General features: G+C 68.0%; 20 protein-coding genes. 7 read left to right on the top strand and 13 right to left on the bottom strand.

Features of this window, described 5'->3' with window-relative positions:
* The first annotated feature begins 71 nt into the window (after positions 1–71).
* Both ACFXMG_RS24110 and ACFXMG_RS24105 read left to right on the top strand, forming a co-directional pair.
* On the top strand, positions 72–1,313 hold the full coding sequence (locus ACFXMG_RS24110) for a hypothetical protein (protein ID WP_383814308.1): 1,242 nt from the start codon (positions 72–74) through the stop codon (positions 1,311–1,313).
* A gap of 325 nt (positions 1,314–1,638) precedes the next feature.
* Positions 1,639–2,037 (top strand): hypothetical protein, encoded by a 399-nt coding sequence (locus ACFXMG_RS24105; RefSeq protein WP_383814309.1) that lies wholly within the window; start codon positions 1,639–1,641, stop codon positions 2,035–2,037.
* A gap of 225 nt (positions 2,038–2,262) precedes the next feature.
* Here the strand turns inward: ACFXMG_RS24105 and ACFXMG_RS24100 are convergent, their stop codons facing one another.
* Together ACFXMG_RS24100 and ACFXMG_RS24095 are read right to left on the bottom strand one after the other, a co-directional pair.
* Positions 2,263–2,565 carry a hypothetical protein gene (locus ACFXMG_RS24100; RefSeq protein WP_055592348.1) on the bottom strand — a complete coding sequence of 101 codons (303 nt, stop codon included), beginning with the start codon at positions 2,563–2,565 and terminating at the stop codon, positions 2,263–2,265.
* 58 nt (positions 2,566–2,623) lie between these two features.
* Positions 2,624–2,959, bottom strand: coding sequence for a hypothetical protein (locus ACFXMG_RS24095; RefSeq protein ID WP_383813095.1), 336 nt, complete (start codon positions 2,957–2,959; stop codon positions 2,624–2,626).
* Between the two features lie 141 nt (positions 2,960–3,100).
* On the opposite strand from ACFXMG_RS24095, the gene ACFXMG_RS24090 reads away from it, so the two are divergent.
* Positions 3,101–3,574, top strand: coding sequence for a hypothetical protein (locus ACFXMG_RS24090; RefSeq protein WP_383814311.1), 474 nt, complete (start codon positions 3,101–3,103; stop codon positions 3,572–3,574).
* A 22-nt stretch (positions 3,575–3,596) separates the two neighbouring features.
* Here ACFXMG_RS24090 and ACFXMG_RS24085 read toward each other — a convergent pair whose 3' ends face one another.
* The 5 genes from ACFXMG_RS24085 to dnaB all read right to left on the bottom strand — a co-directional run bounded on the left by ACFXMG_RS24085 (position 3,597) and on the right by dnaB (position 8,585).
* On the bottom strand, positions 3,597–4,250 hold the full coding sequence (locus tag ACFXMG_RS24085) for a LysR family transcriptional regulator (RefSeq protein ID WP_383814313.1): 654 nt from the start codon (positions 4,248–4,250) through the stop codon (positions 3,597–3,599).
* The gene (locus ACFXMG_RS24080) at positions 4,142–4,654 is read right to left on the bottom strand and encodes a Mu transposase C-terminal domain-containing protein (protein WP_384119631.1); all 513 of its coding nucleotides are present in this window, start codon (positions 4,652–4,654) and stop codon (positions 4,142–4,144) included. The genes ACFXMG_RS24085 and ACFXMG_RS24080 overlap by 109 nt, the downstream gene beginning before the upstream one ends.
* A 121-nt stretch (positions 4,655–4,775) precedes the next feature.
* Entirely contained in the window at positions 4,776–6,146 is a 1,371-nt protein-coding gene (locus tag ACFXMG_RS24075) for a helix-turn-helix domain-containing protein (protein ID WP_383814316.1), read from the bottom strand.
* Positions 6,143–6,883, bottom strand: coding sequence for a TnsA-like heteromeric transposase endonuclease subunit (locus ACFXMG_RS24070; protein WP_384119628.1), 741 nt, complete (start codon positions 6,881–6,883; stop codon positions 6,143–6,145). The genes ACFXMG_RS24075 and ACFXMG_RS24070 overlap by 4 nt, the downstream gene beginning before the upstream one ends.
* A gap of 202 nt (positions 6,884–7,085) precedes the next feature.
* Complete coding sequence (dnaB, locus tag ACFXMG_RS24065; protein WP_383814552.1) at positions 7,086–8,585, bottom strand: replicative DNA helicase; 1,500 nt, start codon at positions 8,583–8,585, stop codon at positions 7,086–7,088.
* A gap of 441 nt (positions 8,586–9,026) precedes the next feature.
* Here dnaB and ACFXMG_RS24060 point away from each other — a divergent pair, with 441 nt between their 5' ends.
* A complete protein-coding gene (locus tag ACFXMG_RS24060) occupies positions 9,027–10,364 on the top strand; it encodes an MATE family efflux transporter (protein ID WP_383814320.1) in 1,338 nt (445 codons plus the stop codon).
* A gap of 135 nt (positions 10,365–10,499) precedes the next feature.
* Here ACFXMG_RS24060 and rplI read toward each other — a convergent pair whose 3' ends face one another.
* The 4 genes from rplI to rpsF form a co-directional block, all read right to left on the bottom strand.
* The gene (gene rplI / locus ACFXMG_RS24055) at positions 10,500–10,946 is read right to left on the bottom strand and encodes a 50S ribosomal protein L9 (protein ID WP_030493790.1); all 447 of its coding nucleotides are present in this window, start codon (positions 10,944–10,946) and stop codon (positions 10,500–10,502) included.
* An 18-nt stretch (positions 10,947–10,964) separates the two neighbouring features.
* Positions 10,965–11,201 (bottom strand): 30S ribosomal protein S18, encoded by a 237-nt coding sequence (rpsR, locus tag ACFXMG_RS24050; protein ID WP_005315025.1) that lies wholly within the window; start codon positions 11,199–11,201, stop codon positions 10,965–10,967.
* Between the two features lie 56 nt (positions 11,202–11,257).
* On the bottom strand, positions 11,258–11,860 hold the full coding sequence (locus ACFXMG_RS24045; RefSeq protein ID WP_383814323.1) for a single-stranded DNA-binding protein: 603 nt from the start codon (positions 11,858–11,860) through the stop codon (positions 11,258–11,260).
* Positions 11,861–11,932: 72 nt separating this feature from the next.
* Positions 11,933–12,223, bottom strand: a complete 291-nt coding sequence (gene rpsF / locus ACFXMG_RS24040; protein ID WP_004950685.1) for a 30S ribosomal protein S6 — start codon at positions 12,221–12,223, stop codon at positions 11,933–11,935.
* Positions 12,224–12,507: 284 nt separating this feature from the next.
* Here rpsF and ACFXMG_RS24035 point away from each other — a divergent pair, with 284 nt between their 5' ends.
* The 3 genes from ACFXMG_RS24035 (at position 12,508) to ACFXMG_RS24025 (ending at position 15,185) form a co-directional block, all read left to right on the top strand.
* Entirely contained in the window at positions 12,508–12,822 is a 315-nt protein-coding gene (locus ACFXMG_RS24035) for a hypothetical protein (RefSeq protein ID WP_383814324.1), read from the top strand.
* 117 nt (positions 12,823–12,939) lie between these two features.
* Positions 12,940–14,058 (top strand): lipid II:glycine glycyltransferase FemX, encoded by a 1,119-nt coding sequence (locus tag ACFXMG_RS24030; RefSeq protein WP_383814326.1) that lies wholly within the window; start codon positions 12,940–12,942, stop codon positions 14,056–14,058.
* Between the two features lie 95 nt (positions 14,059–14,153).
* Positions 14,154–15,185 (top strand): alanine racemase, encoded by a 1,032-nt coding sequence (locus tag ACFXMG_RS24025; protein ID WP_383814327.1) that lies wholly within the window; start codon positions 14,154–14,156, stop codon positions 15,183–15,185.
* A gap of 38 nt (positions 15,186–15,223) precedes the next feature.
* Here the strand turns inward: ACFXMG_RS24025 and ACFXMG_RS24020 are convergent, their stop codons facing one another.
* Positions 15,224–16,786: a glycosyltransferase family 87 protein gene (locus ACFXMG_RS24020; RefSeq protein ID WP_383814329.1), complete on the bottom strand. Its 1,563-nt coding sequence runs from the start codon at positions 16,784–16,786 to the stop codon at positions 15,224–15,226.
* 173 nt (positions 16,787–16,959) lie between these two features.
* The gene (locus ACFXMG_RS24015) at positions 16,960–19,836 is read right to left on the bottom strand and encodes a transglycosylase domain-containing protein (protein ID WP_383814331.1); all 2,877 of its coding nucleotides are present in this window, start codon (positions 19,834–19,836) and stop codon (positions 16,960–16,962) included.
* Between the last annotated feature and the right edge of the window lie 364 nt (positions 19,837–20,200).

Below are 20,200 nucleotides of genomic sequence, written 5' to 3'. Positions count from 1 at the left end.
TCGGAGTCAGTATCGAGCGACCCGGTGCATCGCACCCGCCCCGGGTACATTCACCGCGATCGGAGAGCATCGTGAAGAACAGCCCGTTGTGGCGAGTGGTTGACAACCAGAGTGGTACCCAGTCCATCGTCAGCACGCCCTCCGGGGCGGTCGCGTTCGTCAACAGCCGGTTCGACACCGATGACGACGACGAGCCGTTCAGCATCACCGAGGTCGGCCCTCTCCTTCCGAAGCCGCTCGGGATCATCACCGCATGGGCCGCCAAGAAGGACGGCGAGCGAACCGACGGGCGTACTGCTCCGATCACCATCAGGCCGGTTGTGACGGACAACGCCAGCGAGTGCGATGACGTCGTGCTCTGGGGCGACGTGTACGTCTCCTGGGACCACGACATGTACACCGTCGAGGAGCCGGACAGCTCCGAGTACAGCGAGGCTTACAGCGCAGCCGAGTTGAGCGCGATCCTCGACGAGTACGCCGACGACTACGAGTACGCGCCTGAAGGGCCCGACAGCCACAGGTGGCCGAAACCGGAAGAGTTGATTACCTACGGCGCCCAGGAGTGTGCCAAGCGGTTCGGGCACCTCGACGACGACGCCCTGCTGTGGCTCGCTGCCACCCGCATCACGCTCGCCGTGTGGCGCAACACACCGGTCGAGAACTGGCATGCCGGGAAGAGTCCGCTCCACGACGGCACAATGATGCGGATCAACACGGCAACCACCCGACTCGTGCGCTCGATGCTGTCGTTCGACCATGTCGACTGGATCGGTCTCGGTCTCGCGATCGTCAACCCGTCCCGGGTTCTACCGACAGGGCAGTCCGTACTCGAGCTCGGGCTGGCCTGCCACAACCCTGACGACCCGGCGCACGAGGTTGATCCGCGAGAAGAACTCGCAGAGATGGCACAGGTCGCGATCTCATGGGGGCGAAGGTACTGCCTTCGCGAGAAGGAGTTCGGCCTGCGAACCCTGATCGAATCCTTCTGTGCGTCCGACAACGGCTGGTTCGGAGCACCAAGTTGGGGGCGCATCGTCGATCGGTTCCTTACGGCTGTCGACGACCGGGAGAATGCGCACTGGCGCATACACCAGGACAAGCCTTGGTTCGACGAGTGGTTCACCAACCGGCCGGCCGACATTGCGGACACCACGGAATTTCGTCGGCTGCTCCTTGCCGGGCCCGACCTGCTGTCCGAGGAGGCCGCCGAATGGTGCGTGGATGGTGCCATCGGCTACGTCTGCCAGGACGACCACGCGAACGACTGCTGGCGGTGCGGTATCCCACCGGCAACGGAGTCCCCCAACGAGTGAACGTGGGCACCAGCATAGAAAGCATCAAATCCACTGACCGCGCTCTCTCCCACCTGCTCGGCGGCCTCCCCTGCTTGGGGAGCCAGTCGCGGCTCCACTGACTGGAGATGTGCGGGTGCTTCTGACGGATCTGTGGCAGCAACGCTGGCCCGGCTGCCCGCCGGTCGGTCACAAGCTCCGTGAGCCCTACAGGAATGTCTGGGTCCGCTTCCACGGTCCGTCGGGTCTTTGTCATCAGCATCACCGGCCTGCCGGTTTCTTGATAACCACGGCTTCCACGACACGGAGGTCGAGCAGGTCGCCGGACCTCCGGGATCATGACGCCATGCAACTCCGATACTTCAATCGGACCGGATGGACCGCCATCTTCAATGGCACTGAGACCGAGATCGGTCGCATGGTGCGTGTGGAGGGATGGGATCCCGCAACCGGGGCAGCCTTGGTGGTCAACCCGCAGCGAGGGGCATTGCGCCAGGTCACGGACTACGTGGACTTCTCCCACTTGGAGCGGGCCGATCAGGTCGTTGCCGCGATACCCGGTGGGGGATGGCGGGCACACTGGACGGATGAAGGGCCGGGTGGATCACCTCTCACGGAGCGGGTGCTGGCCTGGTTGATCACTTCGCAGGGCCGGGCGACTGCCATCACGGTCGATGCTCAGGGGCATGTGGAGGACGCCGACAGCGCCGACGCCTTCATACCGCCGGGTGAGGAGCTTCAATGACGGCGTCGATGCCGCAACAGGCGGGCCCGGCGTCTGAGGGTCGGGCTTCTGATGCCGGCTGGGAGGCCCCCTATTACCGGGTTCGGGCCGCCGGCTTCCAGGTGCTCTTCCTCGTGGAACCGGACGAGGCGATCGAGGAGGTCTGCAACGTCGATGCCGAGGTTCATCTTGCCGACGGGTCGCGCTGGAGTTCCACGATCTTCACACCAGTGCGGCGCCGAGAGGTCAGCTGGGCCGGGATGCGATCTGCTGACGGGCAGAGCCCCAGACATCCTCGAACTCCTCGAAGGTGAGCTGTTCGGGGTCGTGGCCTTCCCATTCCGAGACGGGCAGCTCGGCAGTGATCCCGAATCTGCTGTCGTAATCACCGAGGCGGCCTGCGTCGCGGGCCCGCTGCCACTCGGCGAGGGAGGCTGCTGCGATCGGGATCAGCTCTGGACCTTCGAGTTCGACCTGCCGGATCACCCAGCCTTCGGCGTCGACCTCGAAGTAGAACCAGGTGTCTTCCTCGTCCCAGTAACAGCGCATCCATGTGGTCACCAGGCCATGATGCCGGGCCAGATGCACCGCGCTACTCCGCCTTGTCTCATGGCTGGGCGATGAATCCTGCGGATCGGTCGAGCTGGAAAGGAGAACCGACCCGGGTTGGATCCCAGCCTTGATCCCGCGCCTCTCGAATGCTGGCAGCAACGTGAGCCGGACGAATGGGCTCCGTCTCGACGCCCACCCAGTTACTGGGATGGGCCTGACCGCTGGTGACGATCAACGGCGTGCCCGGCTGGCTGCCGCTGGCCGCTTCAACCGCATAGGTCATCGGTGTCCAGCAGAGTCCCTGCATGTAGGAGGGCTTCCTGCGGATCCGCCAGCGGTACTCGATCCCGTCAACGGTTATGCGCCGGGAACCCTTCTTGTTCAGCGCCATCTTCGCCTCCTCCGCTGGACTCTAGCGCTGTGCAATAGGTCCGTCTCAGCCAGAATCTTCCGGGCCGCCGGGCAGCGAGCCGAAACCCGAGTGCCGTGCAGGCCGTGGTCGCCGTAGTGTCCGGGGCGAAAGGCGGTTCCAGTGGAGATCACGGTTCAGTGGATCAGGACGTCCTGGACGAAGCACTCCAGGGGCGGTGACGCTGCTGCCCGCAGGAACTCAGCGCCAACGGGGTTCCTGGTGTCACCAGTGCCGTCTTCCTTCGCCCAGGTCATCCAGATGTCCGAGCGTGACGGTTTCGCGCCGCACGAGAGTGAGAGGGACTTGCGCCAGGTCGGACTCAGCTTGCGGGACGAGAGCGATCGGCTCCGCGTGCTGGCACGTGTGGAGCCGTTGTTCGGATTGCCGCCGCGCCCGCGGCGGCCGCCGGCGGTGCGTCTGGTCCCGGGGCATTGGGTCCGTTGGCAGTTGAACTATCGGTTCAGTAGTGCCGCCGGAATACGGGACTGGTCGTACTGGCTCGATACGTTCAACGTTGCCTATGGGCCCGTCGACCCGAACGTCTTCCTGTCGGAGCCGACCATTCTGGTCGATGAGTGCGGTCCTGTTCGATAGCCGACCGCCGACGATCGGCTGGTCATGGGTTCTGCCTGGAGGCGGGAGGAATGCCGGTCTCGATGGTGTTGCCGCCTGGTCGGGCGCCTTCGCTGTCGGTCAGCGCGTCCATCACGGCTTGTCCGGCCTTGGTGGGGCGGAGTGATTCGCCCTGGCGGGGGCGGATGTAGAGCTGGACGCCCAAATCACCTTCCAGGGCAGCAAACTGGGTGTAAAGGACCGAGCGAGTGGTGCCGAGCTGGCGTGATGCCTCGGCGAGGGTGCGATGCTTCATGGCTTCTCGGAACCGCTGAAGGCGGCCCCAACAGCGCCGATCTGTGAGGGCCGGCCTGATCAGCGGCGGTACTGAGTCGAGTTCCGATTGGCTCACGGCCCGGCGTCCGCCGCGTGGACGGAGTGCGATGCCCATGGCCCGGAGGCGGCGTGTCAGGGTCGTTGGGCTCATGTCCAGCTCGATGGCGATGCTGGCCAGGGTCCGGGCCTGCCGGATGTACTGCTCTCGGAGCCACTGCTCATCGCCGATCGGCTTCCTCGATGGCTCTCGGCTAGCGATGAGGCCGGACTGATTCAGCACCTCGCTGATGAGTCTTTTGGGGATACGGGTCTCGGAGGCGATCTCTCTGACCGTCTTCCGCGCGTCGAGGTACTCGCGTCGCAGGAAATCGTCGGTGAGCACGGTATGTGCTTGCTGACGGGCCTGAGCTGCGGCAAGCCGGGATCGTCGAGCAATAGGCCTGCTGGGGTCGACCCAAGATCCGCCGCTTTTGGAGGGCCAGGGGCTGCTGGGTGGGTGCTGCTCGAAGCAATGGCGGATGCTCTCCGCAGGGTGCGCCAGCGACGGTCCAGGTCCCGGACGTAGATGCGGGTGATGTCGTCGGGGTCGACCTGGAAGGGCCATCCGTTCTCGACCGGACCCTTGTAGGGACTCCGGACATCGCTGAGGCCCTTGAGGCCGGGGCCGCTGTAGCGGCGACGGCCGATCTCGACTCCGTAGTGCTGGATCGTGCGCCATTCGGTCTTTAGGAATTCGTAGGCAAGGTCGGGGTCTCTGGGGGCCTCGATGTAACCCGCCCGAGCCATGCCGTGCTCGAACATTGAGGCGGGGGACATACGCAGCCCTGGCAGGCCCGGGTCGACCAGACTCGTGTGCGGTCGGTGGTGGTAGACCGCCGCGACCCACTCACGGATGACCGCTTCCAGCTCATGCAGGAAGAAGAAGGCGTCGTCCTCGGGGTTCTCTCTCTCTCTCTCTCCCCCCCCGGGAATGGACGTCCGGCCCCTTATAGCCGGGTAGTGCTTGAAGCAGGCCCTCGCGCAGGGTGCGAAAGAATCTTTCGACTGGCCCTTTATCGCGGCCCGTCCGTAGCCTCGCAGGCTGGATCGAGATGCCCATCCGTCGGCAGACGCTGGTCAGATGCTCGGAGTCGTACTGCTTTCCGTGGTCGTTGACCAAGGTTTCCGGAACCAGAATGGGGCCAGCTGCACCAGCTCCTTCGGCGACAGCCGTATCCACGAGGACCGTCCGTGGGATGCCGTGCTCGGGCCAGACCGCGTAGCGCGGCCAGTCCTTCCCAGCCGGCCTGGGCCGGAACGACTGGTAGAGCACCGCGCTGACGTCCACCGCCTTCGTCGACACCGGAGTGAGGCGGATGCCGGTGATGCAGCGGGTGTACCAGTCCATACCGATGCTGAGCTCAGCCTGCACCCATCGAAGGGTGAACGGGTCGAAGGCGAAAACGTCCAGCCGGGTGGAGTCCATCAGGAGGTACTCGCCCGGCCTGGTCGGCCGCAACTTGCCATAAGGCTCATTGGGCCGGCCAGCGATGTCCCGGTTCCGCTTCGCACTCAGTCGGAAGAGCGGGTGCTGGTCCTCCAACTCCTCAAGCAGCCGGAAGGCAGTAGCCCGGCTGGGTTGCGGGACGACATCCGGACCGAACCGTGCAACCACCCGTGCTCGGGTCCGCTCGATCACCAGCGTGCGGGACGGCTTGGACTCCTTGGCATGCTCGACCATGACCTCCGTGGCTGTCTCCACCCATCGGTCATCCAGTTTCGTGGCCCGCCCACGTGCGGGTCGCCCGGCAGCCGCCAAGCCCGCCTCGCCGCCACGGCGGAAGTCCCGAACCCAGCGCTCGACGGTACGGACGGTGACGCCGAGTTCAGCGGCCTTGCTCGCGTAGCGCTCGCCTAGCGGGAGGTCAGGCGAGTATTCCAGTCTCGGCTCGCCTTCCGCTGCCAGCTCCGGAGCGCCCGACCGGTAACCGGTGAGAACTTCCCGGACATGGCCTGCCCGCTCTCGTAGTCCGTCTTGCTCGGCTTTCGACAGCTGGCTCAGCACGACGCCAGCGACGTCTTCGTCGTCGTCACTGGACGGTCCCGGAGCATCCGGGATCACACGAACTCGATCAGACAGCAGCAGTTCCTTCACTGCCAGTCTCAGCAGCTTCCCGCGGCCGTTCTTCAGTACCGCCTCGTTGCCGTTCGCGGTGATCGCCAGCTCGATTATCTCAACGGTCTCGCCGTCATAGCGGAACCGTGTACCAACCCCCACGCGGACTCCGGCCCAGCTCACTTCGAATCCCTCAGAACGTGATGACCGCTGAGCGGGGTACTCAAGTCGGTGACCAGCTCACCACGCCAGAGAAGGTGAAGGATCCCAGCACGGACCTCCTCCGGTTCTCGTCCGGCGAGTGCGTCATCGAGTTCGCCAAGTGTCCGGCAATCCAGCCCCATCGCTCGAAGTTCGTCGAGCAGGAGACCATCAAAAAGCCAGTCACGTCGGTACCCGGCGAGGAACCGAAGGTTCTCGAGTTCCGCCGGCGCAGGTTCGCTCCACACGACGTATCGCCATCCGCGTGTCTCCACCAGCCGCCGCGTCCAGTCGAAAGTGAACGCCACCTCTGGCTTGGCCACCCGGTGCCTCGGCTTGACGTCGACCACGACCGGACCGTCCTCGCTGATCAGAAGGTAGTCCGGAATGTGTTCGCGAACCTTTCCTTCCACCTCAGCTTTCAGCAGGAAGGGCTGGGCAAGGATGCGGCGGACGGATGGGTCGAAGTCGTCAAACAGCAGTCGAGCAAGTTCAAGCCGTGACTCGTAGATCACGTGGTCACGCATGGTCGAGGACCAGTAGGTGCCCGAGTAGTGCCTCTGGCCGTCGTACCACCGGAATGTCCGCCATGGAGACGCTGTCGCTAACGTCGCGCTGCTGACGCTTTCCCATGGCTCGTCTTCGAACCCCCGGCCCGATGTACGGAAACACACCACTGCCGACTCAGCTGGCACGAGCACCCCCCACTCCCGCAGCATCAGGTTCGATGCGATCAAGCAGTCGGTGACAGCCTGGGCCGTACGGCAGTACGTGCACCAAGAGAGCTTGGAACGTCCACACGTTTGAGCGAATTCGGCCTCAAGAGTCTGGCCAATCTCACGACGATGTCGTATCCGACATCCATCCGACATCGATCGTGAGATTCCGACACGGAAAATGAGGCCCTACACCCCGGCACGATCAGGTTTGTGCCATGTCCACGAAGCGCGAGTAGTGGCCCTGGAAGGCGACGGTGATGGTGGCCGTCGGGCCGTTACGGTGCTTGCCGACGATGATGTCGGCCTCGCCGGCGCGCGGGGACTCCTTCTCGTAGGCGTCCTCGCGGTGGAGCAGGATGACCATGTCGGCGTCCTGCTCGATGGAGCCGGACTCTCGGAGGTCGGAGACCATCGGCTTCTTGTCGGTGCGCTGCTCGGGGCCACGGTTCAGCTGGGAGAGCGCGATCACCGGGAGCTCCAGCTCCTTGGCGAGGAGCTTGAGGTTTCGCGACATGTCGGAGACCTCCTGCTGGCGGCTCTCCTGCCGCTTGGAGCCACCGGACTGCATCAGCTGGAGGTAGTCGATGATGACGAGCTTGAGGCCGTTGCGCTGCTTGAGCCGGCGGCACTTGGCGCGGATCTCCATCATCGACAGGTTCGGGGAGTCGTCGATGTAGAGCGGCGCCTGGGAGACGTCCGGCATCCGGCGGGCGAGCCGCGTCCAGTCCTCGTCGGTCATCGTCCCGGAGCGCATGTGGTGCAGCGCGACCCGTGCCTCGGCCGACAGCAGACGCATCGCGATCTCGTTGCGGCCCATTTCGAGGGAGAAGATGACGCTGGGCAGGTTGTGCTTGATCGACGCGGCGCGGGCGAAGTCGAGCGCGAGGGTCGACTTACCCATGGCGGGACGGGCCGCGATGATGATCATCTGGCCGGGGTGGAGTCCGTTGGTGAGCGAGTCGAGGTCGCTGAAGCCGGTGGGCACACCGGTCATCTCGCCACTGCGGGAGCCGATCGCCTCGATCTCGTCGAGCGCGCCCTCCATGATGTCGCCGAGCGGCAGGTAGTCCTCGGTGGTCCGCTGCTCGGTGACCTTGTAGATCTCCGCCTGGGCCGAGTTCACGATCTCGTCGACGTCGCCGTCGGCCGCGTATCCCATCTGCGTGATCTTGGTACCGGCCTCGACGAGCCGGCGGAGCACGGCCCGCTCGTGGACGATCTCCGCGTAGTACGAGGCGTTCGCCGCGGTCGGCACCGACTGGACGAGGGTGTGCAGATAGGAGGCGCCGCCGACGCGGTTGATCTCGCCGCGCTTGGTGAGCTCGGCGCCGACCGTGATGGGATCGGCGGGCTCGCCCTTGGCGTAGAGGTCGAGGATCGCGCCGAAGACGGTCTCGTGCGCGGGCTTGTAGAAGTCGTGGCCCTTGATGATCTCCACGACGTCGGCGATGGCGTCCTTGGACAGGAGCATGCCACCGAGCACGGACTGCTCGGCGTCGAGGTCCTGCGGGGGCACCCGCTCGAAACCGGAGAGTCCGCCGTCCCAGGGCCCGTCGCTGCCGCGCTCGTGCTGCTCGTCGCGGCCCCGGCCGCGCCCGCGACCCTCGCCGCGGCCCTCGCCGCGCCCTTCGCCGCGTCCTTCGCCCCGGGTGCGTACGGGCAGCCGGTCGCTGGGTCCGCCGTCCGCCCAGGGGTCGTCCATGGGCTCGGGAACGCTCACCCGCCACCTCTTCCCGTCCGCTCCGCGGACCTCGCCGTGCCACTCCTTCTTACGCCACGGCCTTGATCAAAGAGTGGCTTTGCGTCCGCTTCTGGCGCGTCGGGCGCCGGTCCACGGTAGGCCCGCGAGAGGCATCGGCCAATCTGGTTATCCACAGGCTCTGTGGGTGAAGCCCCCAATGCTGTGGATAAGCTGCCGGATCCTGTGCACGGACCGGGGGACAGCCATGTGGACAAACTCATAGCCCCCTCCCCAATACGGCTCTGACCTGCGACTTTTCCATCCACCGGCTGTGGGGGAGAAAAACTTTTCCCCCGGGACCACGATCAGAACAAACAGCCCACACCCGAAGCCCCGCTCCCCACACAGGTAAGGACTGCTGACACATTGCATCTCTTACCTGTGGACGATTAGATTTACCCCATGACCCAGGCCCCCACGCGCTCCAGGACCGCGCCGCGCCGGCACGACCGCGAGATACTCTCGCTCGCCCTGCCGGCCTTCGCCGCTCTCGTCGCCGAGCCACTCTTCCTGATGGTGGACAGCGCCATCGTGGGGCACCTCGGCACCCCCCAGCTCGCGGGCCTCGCCATCGCCGGCGCCCTGCTCTCCACCGCCGTCAGCGTCTTCGTCTTCCTCGCCTACGCCACCACGGCGGCCGTCGCCCGGCGGGTCGGCGCGGGTGATCTGCCCGCCGCCCTCCGGCAGGGCATCGACGGCATCTGGCTGGCCCTCCTCCTCGGCGTCGCCGTCGTCGCGGTCACCCTGCCCACGGCCCCCTGGCTCGTCCAGATCTTCGGCGCCTCCGACACCGCCACCCCCTACGCCCTCACCTATCTGCGGATCTCGATCCTGGGCATCCCCGCGATGCTGATCGTCCTGGCCGCCACCGGCGTCCTGCGCGGCCTCCAGGACACCCGTACCCCGCTCTACGTGGCCGTCGGCGGCTTCGCGGTCAACGGCGTCCTCAACGTCGGCCTGGTCTACGGCGCCGGATTCGGCATCGCGGGCTCCGCCTGGGGCACCGTCATCGCCCAGTGCGGCATGGCCGCCGCGTACCTCGTCGTGGTGGTCAGGGGTGCCCGCCGCCACGGTGTCGCGCTCCGGCCCGACACCGCCGGCATCCGCGCCTCCGCCCAGGCGGGCGTCCCACTCCTGGTCCGTACGCTCTCCCTGCGCGCCGTCCTGATGATCGCTACCGCCGTCGCCGCCCGCCTGGGCGACACCGACGTCGCGGCCCATCAGATCATCCTCTCCCTGTGGAGCCTGATGGCCTTCGCCCTGGACGCCATCGCCATCGCCGGCCAGGCCATCATCGGGCGCTACCTGGGCGCCGACGACGCCGACGGCGCCCGCCAGGTCTGCCGCCGGATGGTCCAGTGGGGCGTGGTCTCCGGGGTGGTCCTCGGCCTGCTCCTCGTCCTGGCCCGACCGCTCTTCATCCCGCTCTTCACCAGCGACCCGGCCGTCCAGTCCACCCTGCTGCCGGCCCTGCTCGTCGTGGCCCTCTCCCAGCCGATCGCCGGAGTGGTCTTCGTCCTCGACGGCGTCCTCATGGGCGCGGGAGACGGCCCCTACCTCGCCTGGGCGATGCTGCTCACGCTCGCCGCCTTCGCGCCCGTGGCCCTGCTCGTGCCGTTGCTCGGCGGCGGGCTGACCGCCCTCTGGTGGGCGATGGCGCTGATGATGACGGTCCGGATGGGCACGCTCTGGTTCCGGATGCGCTCCGGCCGCTGGATCGTCGTGGGCGCCACCCGCTGACCCGGGGCGCTGTTTCACGTGAAACAGCGCAAACGGCCACAAGCGCATGTTTCACGTGAAACACGCGGAAGGGCCGCACCCCCTGAGGGGTGCGGCCCTTCCTTCTGCGCGAGCGCAGAACTGCTGAGCGCAGCGTTACGCGGCAACGACCTCGATGCCGAGCTTCGCGGCAACCTCGGGGTGCAGACGCACGAGCACCTGGTGCGAGCCCAGGGTCTTGATCGGCGAACCGAGCTCGACGCGACGCTTGTCGACCTCGGGGCCACCGGCGGACTTGATCGCCGTGGCGACGTCGGCCGGGGTCACGGAGCCGAAGAGACGGCCGGCGTCGCCGGAGCGAACAGCCAGGCGCACCTTCGTGCCCTCGAGCTTGGCCTTGACCTCGTTGGCCTGCTCGATGGTCGCGATCTCGTGGATCTTGCGGGCGCGGCGGATCTGCGCCACGTCCTTCTCGCCACCCTTGGTCCAGCGGATCGCGAAACCACGCGGGACCAGGTAGTTGCGAGCGTAGCCGTCCTTGACCTCGACGACGTCGCCGGCCGCACCGAGGCCGGAGACTTCCTGGGTGAGGATGATCTTCATTTTTCGGTCACCCTTCCCTTATCGCGCGGTGGACGTGTAGGGCAGCAGCGCCATCTCACGGCTGTTCTTCACGGCCGTGGCGACGTCACGCTGGTGCTGCGTGCAGTTGCCGGTAACGCGGCGGGCACGGATCTTGCCGCGGTCGGAAATGAACTTCCGCAGCATGTTCGTGTCCTTGTAGTCCACGTACGCGGTCTTGTCCTTGCAGAACGCGCAGACCTTCTTCTTAGGCTTGCGCACAGGCGGCTTCGCCATGGTGTTTCTCCTGTGTGATCAAGAAGTGTGGGGTACGAGCTGCTTCCAGGCAGGGCCTAGAAGGGAGGCTCGTCCGAGTAGCCGCCGCCGGAGTTGCCACCCCAGCCGCCACCGCCGCCGCCGGCCTGCTGGCCGCCGCCGGAGGAGGAGCCGCCGGAGGCCCAGGGGTCGTCGGCGGGAGCACCGCCGCCGCCCTGCTGGCCGCCGCCGGAGTTGCCACCCCAGCCGCCGCCACCCTGCTGGCCACCGCCGCCACCGCCGCCGAAGCCGCCGCCGCCACCCTGACCACCGCGGCCGGTGGTCTTGGTGACCTTGGCCGTGGCGTTACGCAGGCTGGGACCGACTTCCTCGACGTCCAGCTCGAAGACCGTGCGCTTGACGCCCTGGTTGTCCTCGTAGGACCGCTGCTTGAGCCGGCCCTGCACGACGACACGCATGCCGCGCTGAAGGGACTCGGCGACGTTCTCCGCCGCCTGACGCCAGACCGAGCAGGTCAGGAAGAGGCTCTCGCCGTCCTTCCACTCGTTGGTCTGACGGTCGAAGGTGCGGGGAGTGGACGCGACGCGGAACTTCGCGACCGCCGCACCGGACGGGGTGAAGCGCAGCTCGGGGTCGTCGACGAGATTGCCGACGACCGTGATGACGGTCTCGCCTGCCATGGGTGAACCTCTCGGCGGGATTGCTTCTGGCTGCTTGCTGCTACTCGGACCCGATTACCTCTGAGCGGAAGCTCAGTGGGTCTCGGGACGGAGGACCTTGGTCCGGAGGACCGACTCGTTCAGGTTCATCTGGCGGTCGAGCTCCTTGACGACCGCAGGCTCGGCCTGCAGGTCGATGACCGAGTAGATGCCCTCGGGCTTCTTCTTGATCTCGTAGGCGAGACGACGACGGCCCCAGGTGTCGACCTTCTCGACCTTTCCGTTGCCCTCACGGACGACGGAAAGGAAGTTCTCGATCAGCGGGGAGACAGCGCGCTCCTCGAGATCGGGGTCGAGGATGACCATCACCTCGTAGTGACGCATGTGGAACCCACCTCCTTTGGACTCAGCGGCCACGGTCGTTCCGTGGCAGGAGGGTCGTGATGCGTGAGCGACGGTATCGGCGGCCACCGACAACGGGCCCCGACGAGCGGGGTGTGTCGGCGGTTCCTGGAAGGACCAGGGCAGACACCGGCGCAGACCGTACAGAGTACCCGCACATCGCCCTGCGGTTGAAATCCGGCGGGGAGGGGACGCAATCTGTACACATCGGACGTCGGCGGCGCTAGGATGCGCCGCCCTCCGCACGGCACGCCAGGAGGTGCCCCATGGCACAGGCAATGCGACCCGACCCCGGCCACTCCCTCTTCGCGACGGACGGCAAGCCCCACCCGCTCCAGGACACCCTGCTCGCGGTGACCCTGGCGCTCGGCATCCTGTCCTTCGTCACGGCGCAGTTCCACAGCCTGCACCTGCTCAGCTCGTGGACGGGCCTGATCGGCATCCTGACCGGTGCCTACGGACAGTTCATCTCCGTCACCACCCGCGAACGCTTCTTCCTGATCATCGGCCTCGGCGCCTCCGCCGTCGGCTTCTTCCTCGGCATGGCCCACGGAGGTCTCTTCGGCGGCGTCATCAGCTGACACCGAGCACGTCAGGGCCCACGCGGCCCTTCGGGGCGCTCCCCGGTCGCAGTAGGCTTCGGCGCGAGAGCCGGAGCCCCTGACCGATGGGGACACACCTGCCGAGGAGCGCCCCGCATGAGCCTGACCCTGAGGACCATCAGCCGAGAGCAGCATCTGGCGTACATCCAGACCCTGCCCGGCGCGAGCCACTGCCAGGTCCCGGCGTGGGCGGACGTCAAGACCGAGTGGCGCTCGGAGAGCCTCGGCTGGTTCGACAAGAACGGCGAGCTCGTCGGCGTCGGTCTGGTCCTCTACCGCCAGCTCCCCAAGCTCAAGCGCTACCTGGCCTACCTCCCCGAGGGCCCGGTCATCAACTGGTACGCCCCCAACCTCGACGAGTGGCTCCAGCCGATGCTGGCCCACCTCAAGCAGCAGGGCGCCTTCTCCGTGAAGATGGGCCCGCCGGTCGTCATCCGCCGATGGGACTCGGCCGCGATCAAGTCCGGCATCCAGGACCCGGACGTCAAGCGCCTCCGCGACGTCCAGGCCACCGAGGTCGAGGCGCGCGCCTTCGAGGTCTCCGACCGGCTCCGCAAGATGGGCTGGCAGCAGGGCGAGGACGGCGGCGCCGGCTTCGGCGACGTGCAGCCGCGCTACGTCTTCCAGGTCCCGCTGGCCAACCGCTCCCTCGACGACGTCCTCAAGGGCTTCAACCAGCTGTGGCGCCGCAACATCAAGAAGGCCGAGAAGGCCGGCGTCGAGGTCGTCCAGGGCGGCTACGAGGACCTCGCCGAGTGGCAGCGCCTGTACGAGATCACCGCGGTCCGCGACAAGTTCCGGCCGCGCCCGCTCTCGTACTTCCAGCGCATGTGGACCGTCCTCAACAACGAGGACCCCAACCGGATGCGCCTCTACTTCGCCCGTCACAACGGCGTGAACCTCTCTGCCGCGACCATGCTCGTCGTCGGCGGGCACGTCTGGTACTCGTACGGCGCCTCCGACAACATCGGCCGTGAGGTCCGGCCGTCCAACGCGATGCAGTGGCGGATGCTCCGCGACGCCTACGCGATGGGCGCGACCGTCTACGACCTGCGCGGCATCTCGGACTCGCTCGACGAGACCGACCACCTGTTCGGCCTCATCCAGTTCAAGGTCGGCACCGGCGGCGAGGCCGTCGAGTACGTCGGCGAGTGGGACTTCCCGCTCAACAAGCTCCTGCACAAGGCGCTGGACATCTACATGTCGCGCCGCTGACCCTCCGCGCGGGGTTGCGTACCCTCGTAGTTCCACGGGGCTCGTACACACCTCCGACACCCCACCGCAGCCATCAGAAAGGTTCCGGGCCGGCCATGGCGCTCTCCCTCTACGTCGACACCGCTCGCTGGCGGGCGCACCAGAAGACCGTGATCGACCAGTTCCCCGGCCTGATCCCGGTCTGCAAGGGCAACGGCTACGGCTTCGGCCACGAGCGGCTCGCCGAGGAGGCGGCCCGCTTCGGCGCCGACATGCTCGCGGTGGGGACCACGTACGAGGCCGCGAGGATCAAGGACTGGTTCGGCGGCGACCTGCTGGTGCTCACCCCGTTCCGGCGCGGCGAGGAGCCGGTGCCGCTGCCCGACCGCGTGATCCGCTCCGTCTCCTCCGTGGACGGCGTGCACGCGCTGGTCGGCGCCCGGGTCGTCATCGAGGTCATGAGCTCGATGAAGCGGCACGGCGTCCGCGAGGAGGAGCTCGCGCTGCTCCCGTCCGCCATCGAGGACGTGCGGCTGGAGGGCTTCGCCCTGCACCTGCCACTGGACCGCCCGGACGGCACGGACGCCGTCGAGGAGGTCATCGCCTGGATGGACCGGCTGCGCGCCGCCCGGCTGCCGCTGCACACCATGTTCGTGAGCCACCTGCGGGCCGAGGAGCAGGCCCGGCTCCAGCAGCAGTTCCCCCAGACGCGTTTCCGCGCCCGGATCGGCACCCGGCTCTGGCTGGGCGACCACGACGCCACCGAGTACCGCGGTTCGGTCCTGGACGTCACCCGGGTCGCCAAGGGCGACCGCTTCGGCTACCGCCAGCAGAAGGCCGCCTCGGACGGCTGGCTGGTCGTGGTCGCCGGCGGCACCTCGCACGGCGTGGGCCTGGAGGCCCCGAAGGCGATGCACGGCGTGATGCCGCGTGCCAAGGGCGTGGCCCGGGCCGGTCTGGCCACGGTCAACCGGAACCTGTCGCCGTTCGTCTGGGCGGGCAAGCAGCGCTGGTTCGCCGAGCCGCCGCACATGCAGGTGTCGATCCTCTTCGTGCCGGCCGACGCCCAGGAGCCGCAGGTCGGCGACGAGCTGGTGGCGCACCTGCGCCACACCACGACGCAGTACGACCGGCTCGTCGAGCGCTGAGGTCGGGCGCCGAGCCGGCCGTACGTCACGTCCTCAGGTCACCCCCGGGAGCCCTCGGCCCCGGGGGTTCCCCATGTCACGAGAAGTTCCTGCCCGCCGGACTCGGGCGCGGGGGCCGCGTGCCGGGCCGGGTGGGCGGCCCTGCCCACGACGAAGACGTCCGGCGCGCCGTCCAGGACGCCGCCCGAGGGGTCGTCGGAGCCGTCGCGCCGGACCGGGTCCTTCTCGGGCGCCAGGATGTCCCGTACGACCATGGCGCACAGGTACAGCGTGCCCAGCAGGTGCAGCACGACCGCGAAGTGGTAGCCGTCCAGCGGCAGTCCCTGCTTGCTGCCGCTGCCGGTGAACGCGAGGTACATCCAGATCCCGAGGAAGTACAGGACCTCGCAGGACTGCCAGATCAGGAAGTCGCGCCAGCGCGGCCGGGCGAGCGCGGCGAGCGGCACCAGCCACAGCACGTACTGCGGTGAGTAGACCTTGTTCGTCAGGACGAACGCGGCGACCATCAGGAACGCCAGCTGGGCCAGCCGGGGCCTGCGCGGCGCGGCGAAGGCCAGCCAGGCGAGCCCGCCCGCGGCCAGCAGCAGGAGCAGCATCGCGTACAGGTTGGCCCGCTCGGGCGGGATGGCCTCGCCGCCGCGCTGGCTGACGAGCAGCCAGACCGAGCCGAAGTCCACGTTCCGGTCGCGGCTGAACAGGTAGAACTGCTTCCAGCCCTCGGGCGCGAGGAGCATCACCGGCAGGTTCACGACGAGCCAGGAGCCCACCGCGCCGAGCAGCGCGGTGCCGAAGGCCCGCATCCTTCCGGCCCGCCGGCAGAGCAGCAGCAGCGGCCACAGGATCAGCAGCGGGTAGAACTTGGCGGCGACGGCGAGGCCGAGCACGATGCCGGCGGCGAGCGGCCGGGAGCGGGACCACATCAGGATCGCGGCGGCTGTGAGGGCCACGGCCAGCAGGTCCCAGTTGATGGTGGCGGTGAGGGCCACGGAGGGCGCCAGGGCGACCAGCAGGCCGTCCCAGGGGCGCCGGCGGTGGGTCCGGGCCACACAGACGGCGAGGACGGCCGCGCAGACCATCAGCAGGCCCGCGTTGACCAGCCAGTACGCCTGTTCCTGGGCCTGGAGCTCGCCGCCGGGGGTCAGCCAGGCCGCGACCTCCATGAAGAGCCCCGTCAGGACGGGGTACTCCAGGAACGGTATGTCGCCGGGGAGCCGGTCGAAGTAGGGCACCAGGCCCTCGGCGAAGCCGCGCCCGGCGAAGAGGTGCGGGATGTCCGAGTAGCAGGCGTGGGTGTACTGCGAGGTGGTGCCGCGGAACCAGGCCCAGTTGTAGCAGGGCAGTTTCTGCACCATGCCGAGGGCGAACATGCCGATGGCGACGAGGGCGATCACCCGCACCGGCGTGAACTGCCCGCCCGCGGGCCCGCTGCCGGGCAGGGCGCGGCGCCCGTAGCGCCCGCCGATGAGCTCGCTGCCCGCGGCGGCCACCTCGTCCCGCCGGGTGGGGGCGACGGTCGGGAGCGTGCCCTCGCGCGCTCCGTCCGGCGCCGCGGGCCCGTCGAGGGGGCCGCTCGTCTTCTTCAGGCTCGGCATGGGGGACATCCTGCCGTACGACCCTGGGAATCCGGCCGCGGCCCGGGGCGGGATTCCGGCGGGCCCCTCGGCCCGGGAAACGCGGAGGGCCGCCGCGGTCCGCTCCGTACGTGCTGTACGGAGCGGCCGCGACGGCCCTCGCTTCGCCGGGGTCCCGCCGCGCGGGCCGGGCCCCGGCCACCTCACTCGAAGAGGCTGCCGCTTCCGGTGGTCTCGGTCGGCTCGCCGCCGCCGTCCCCGTTGCCGCCGTTGTTCCCGTTGCCCCCGTTGCCGGGGACTCCGGGCTCCGTCGTCTCTTCCGGCGGGGTCTCCTCCGAGCTGCCCGACGGGGTCGGCTCGGTCGTCCCGCCCGTGCCGCCGCCGTCGTTCCCGCCGCTGCCGGTTTCCCCGCAGTTCCACCCGTCCCAGATGCCACAGGTGGTCTTGGTGGGCTTCGGGTCCTTGGTGGTCGGACGGCCCGTGTCGGTGGGCGTCGGCGGGGGAGTCGTCGTCGGGGCGGTGGTGGCCGTCTCGGTCGGCGTCGGCGTCTCGGTCGGGGTCGGGGTGGCCGTCGGCTTGGGCGTGGCGCCACCGCCGTAGACCGCCTCGGCGTCCGCCAGCTTCTCCGGCTTCGGGAACTCCTCGACGGGCATGTCCGCGACGGCGTCCGTCATGTAGTCGTTCCAGATGGTCGACGGGAAGGACGAGCCGTGGATCGAGTCCTGCCCGCCCGTGCCGTACATCTCCTGGAACTTGCGGTCCTTCTTCGACTCGTCGTCGTCGAAGCGGTACATGTCGATCGCCGTCGAGAGCTGCGGGGTGTAGCCCACGAACCAGGCCGACATGTTGTCGTCGGTGGTACCGGTCTTGCCGGCCACCTGGCGGCCCGGGATGGCGGCGTTGTTGCCGGTGCCGTCCTCGTCCTCGACGACGCTGCGGAGCACGTCGGTGACGTTGGAGGAGATCGCCGAGGAGAACGCCTGCTGGGGCGCTTCCTTGTGCTGGAAGATGACCTGGCCGTTCTTGAGCACCTTGGTGACCGAGTACGGCTCGTTGCGCATGCCCTGGTTGGCGAAGGTGGCGTAGGAACCGGCCATCCGGATCGCGCTCGGGCTGGAGATGCCGAGCGAGAAGGACGGGACCTCGCCCTTGACCAGGGAGTCGGGGCGCAGACCGGCGGAGACGGCCATGTCACGCACCTTGTCGATGCCGACGTCCATGCCCAGCTGCACGAAGGGGGAGTTGGCGGAGACGATCATCGCCCGGCGCAGGCTGATGTTGCCGTAGCTGGTGTCGCCCTCGTTGTTCTGCTTCCACTCCTCTCCCTTCTCGTTGTGCCAGATCTCGCCCTTGTAGGTACGGACCTTGAGGTCGTCCTTGCCGCTGTAGCGGCTCTTGTCAGGGTCGACCAGAGTGCGCGTGGAGGGGCCCTGCTCCGCGGGACCCTCCGGGTCGCGCACACCGTCCTGCATCGCGGCGGCGAGCACGAAGGGCTTGAACGTCGAACCGACCTGGGCACCGGTGGTGTCGGCGTTGTTGGTGTAGTGCTTGGTCGCGTCCTGGCCGCCGTAGAGCGCGACGATGGCGCCGGACTTGACGTCGACGGAGGCGCCGCCGAACTCGACGTTGGTGTCGTCGTCAGGACGCTTCTTCTCGTCGATGTACTCGTCGTAGATCTTCTTGACCGAGGTCTGCATCGCTTCCACCTTCTTCTTGTCGAAGGTGGTGTGGATCTCGTAGCCGCCCAGGTCCAGGGCCTCGGCGCTGATGTCGTACTTGCTGCGGAAGTTGGCCTTCGCGGTGGCGACCAGGTAGCCGATCTGGCCGCCCAGCTGCGCGTCCTGCTTCGGCTTCTGGATCTTCGGCAGGCCCGTGTACTTCGCCCGCTCAGCTGCCTGGATCTTCCCGTCCTTGACCATCTCGTCGAGGATCCAGGACCAGCGCTCGGTGAGGCGCGCCAGGTTCTTCTGCGGGGTGGCGTTGGCGTCGACCTCGGGGTAGCCCGCCGGGTCGTAGTACGTGGCGCCCTTCAGGACGGAGGCGAGCACCGCCGACTCGGAGGCGTTGAGGTGCTTGGCGTCCTTGTTGAAGTACGCGCGGGCGGCGGCCTGGATGCCGTAGGCACCGCGGCCGTAGTACGCGGTGTTGAGGTAGCCGGCCAGGATCTGGGGCTTCTCGACCTCGTTGCCGACCTTGATGGAGATGAAGAGTTCCTTCACCTTCCGGGACAGGGTCTGCGACTGGTCGGCGAGCAGGCCGTTCTTCACGTACTGCTGGGTGATGGTCGAGCCGCCCTGGGTCTCGCCGCCCTTCGCCATGTTCCACACGGCGCGGCCGATGCCCATGGGGTCGACGCCCCAGTCGTCCCGGAAGGTCTTGTTCTCGGCCGAGATCACGGCCTCCTGCATGACCTTCGGGATCTGCTCGATGCCGATGATCTGGCGGTTCTGCCCGGCGCCGGTGGCGACCATGCGGCTGCCGTCGGACCAGTAGTAGATGTTGTTCTGCGAGGTCGCGGTCGCGTCCACCTCGGGGACTCCGACCTGCGAGTACGCGAAGACGGAGCCGCCCATGATGAGCGCGAAGAAGAACAGGAAGGTGCCCGTCACGAGCTTCCAGGACGGCATCCAGCGACGCCAGCCGTCCTTGTCGTGGCGCGGGTAGTCGATCATGCGCTTCTTGCCCGGCGGACGACCGCCGGGGCCGCCCCCGCGTCCACCACCGCCGCCGCCTCCGCCGCCGCGACGGCCACCGCCGCCGCCGGGGCCGTTCGGTCCGCCGGGACCGGGCGCGGGCGCGCGTCGGCGACCGCCCCGCTGGGCGGCCCGCCGGGCCTCCGCGCGGCCTCCGTACGGACGTGCCTCCTCCCCGTGGGAGGAGGGGGACCCGTACGCATCGGACGAACCGTACGCATCGGAGGCCCCGCGGGGGGCCGGCGATCCGTACGGAGGCGTCCCCGTACCGGGGTCATGGGCCGGGGCCGACCTGCGGCCGACCGGCTGCTGGGCGGCGCGTCGTGCCGCCGCGCGGCCGCCCGTCGGCGGCTCCTGCGACGGCATCCTGCGACGGTGCTCGCTCATCGAACGACTACTCCTCGGGCAGGCGCGTACGCCTGGAAGCGGCAGTTGAGTTCCGGTCCCCCCGAAATGCGTACGCCCGGAGCCCATCGGAGGCCCCTTTCGTATCGCAGCCGGTCACCCGCTGCACTGACGCCCCAGCGCGGCTCCTGGTTCCCGGTGGTGTGCATGCCGCACAGACTACGCACGGCCAAAACCCCTCTTGCGCCGGAGTTCACCCCAAATCAGGCAAGTCGCACGCTGTGAATTGACGATGTGACGCCGGTCACGGCACCCCCACTTGTCCGACCTCTCGGGCCGTTCTATCGTCATGATGTATCGAGTCGATACATCAGCACGGCATAAAGTGTTCCGAGGACGCACCGCA

The organism is Streptomyces sp. NPDC059201, assembly GCF_042754585.1.
In the GTDB taxonomy this organism is placed as follows: domain Bacteria; phylum Actinomycetota; class Actinomycetes; order Streptomycetales; family Streptomycetaceae; genus Streptomyces.
Note: the sequence above shows the minus strand (reverse complement) of the source record. Positions and strands in the feature narration are given on the sequence as shown.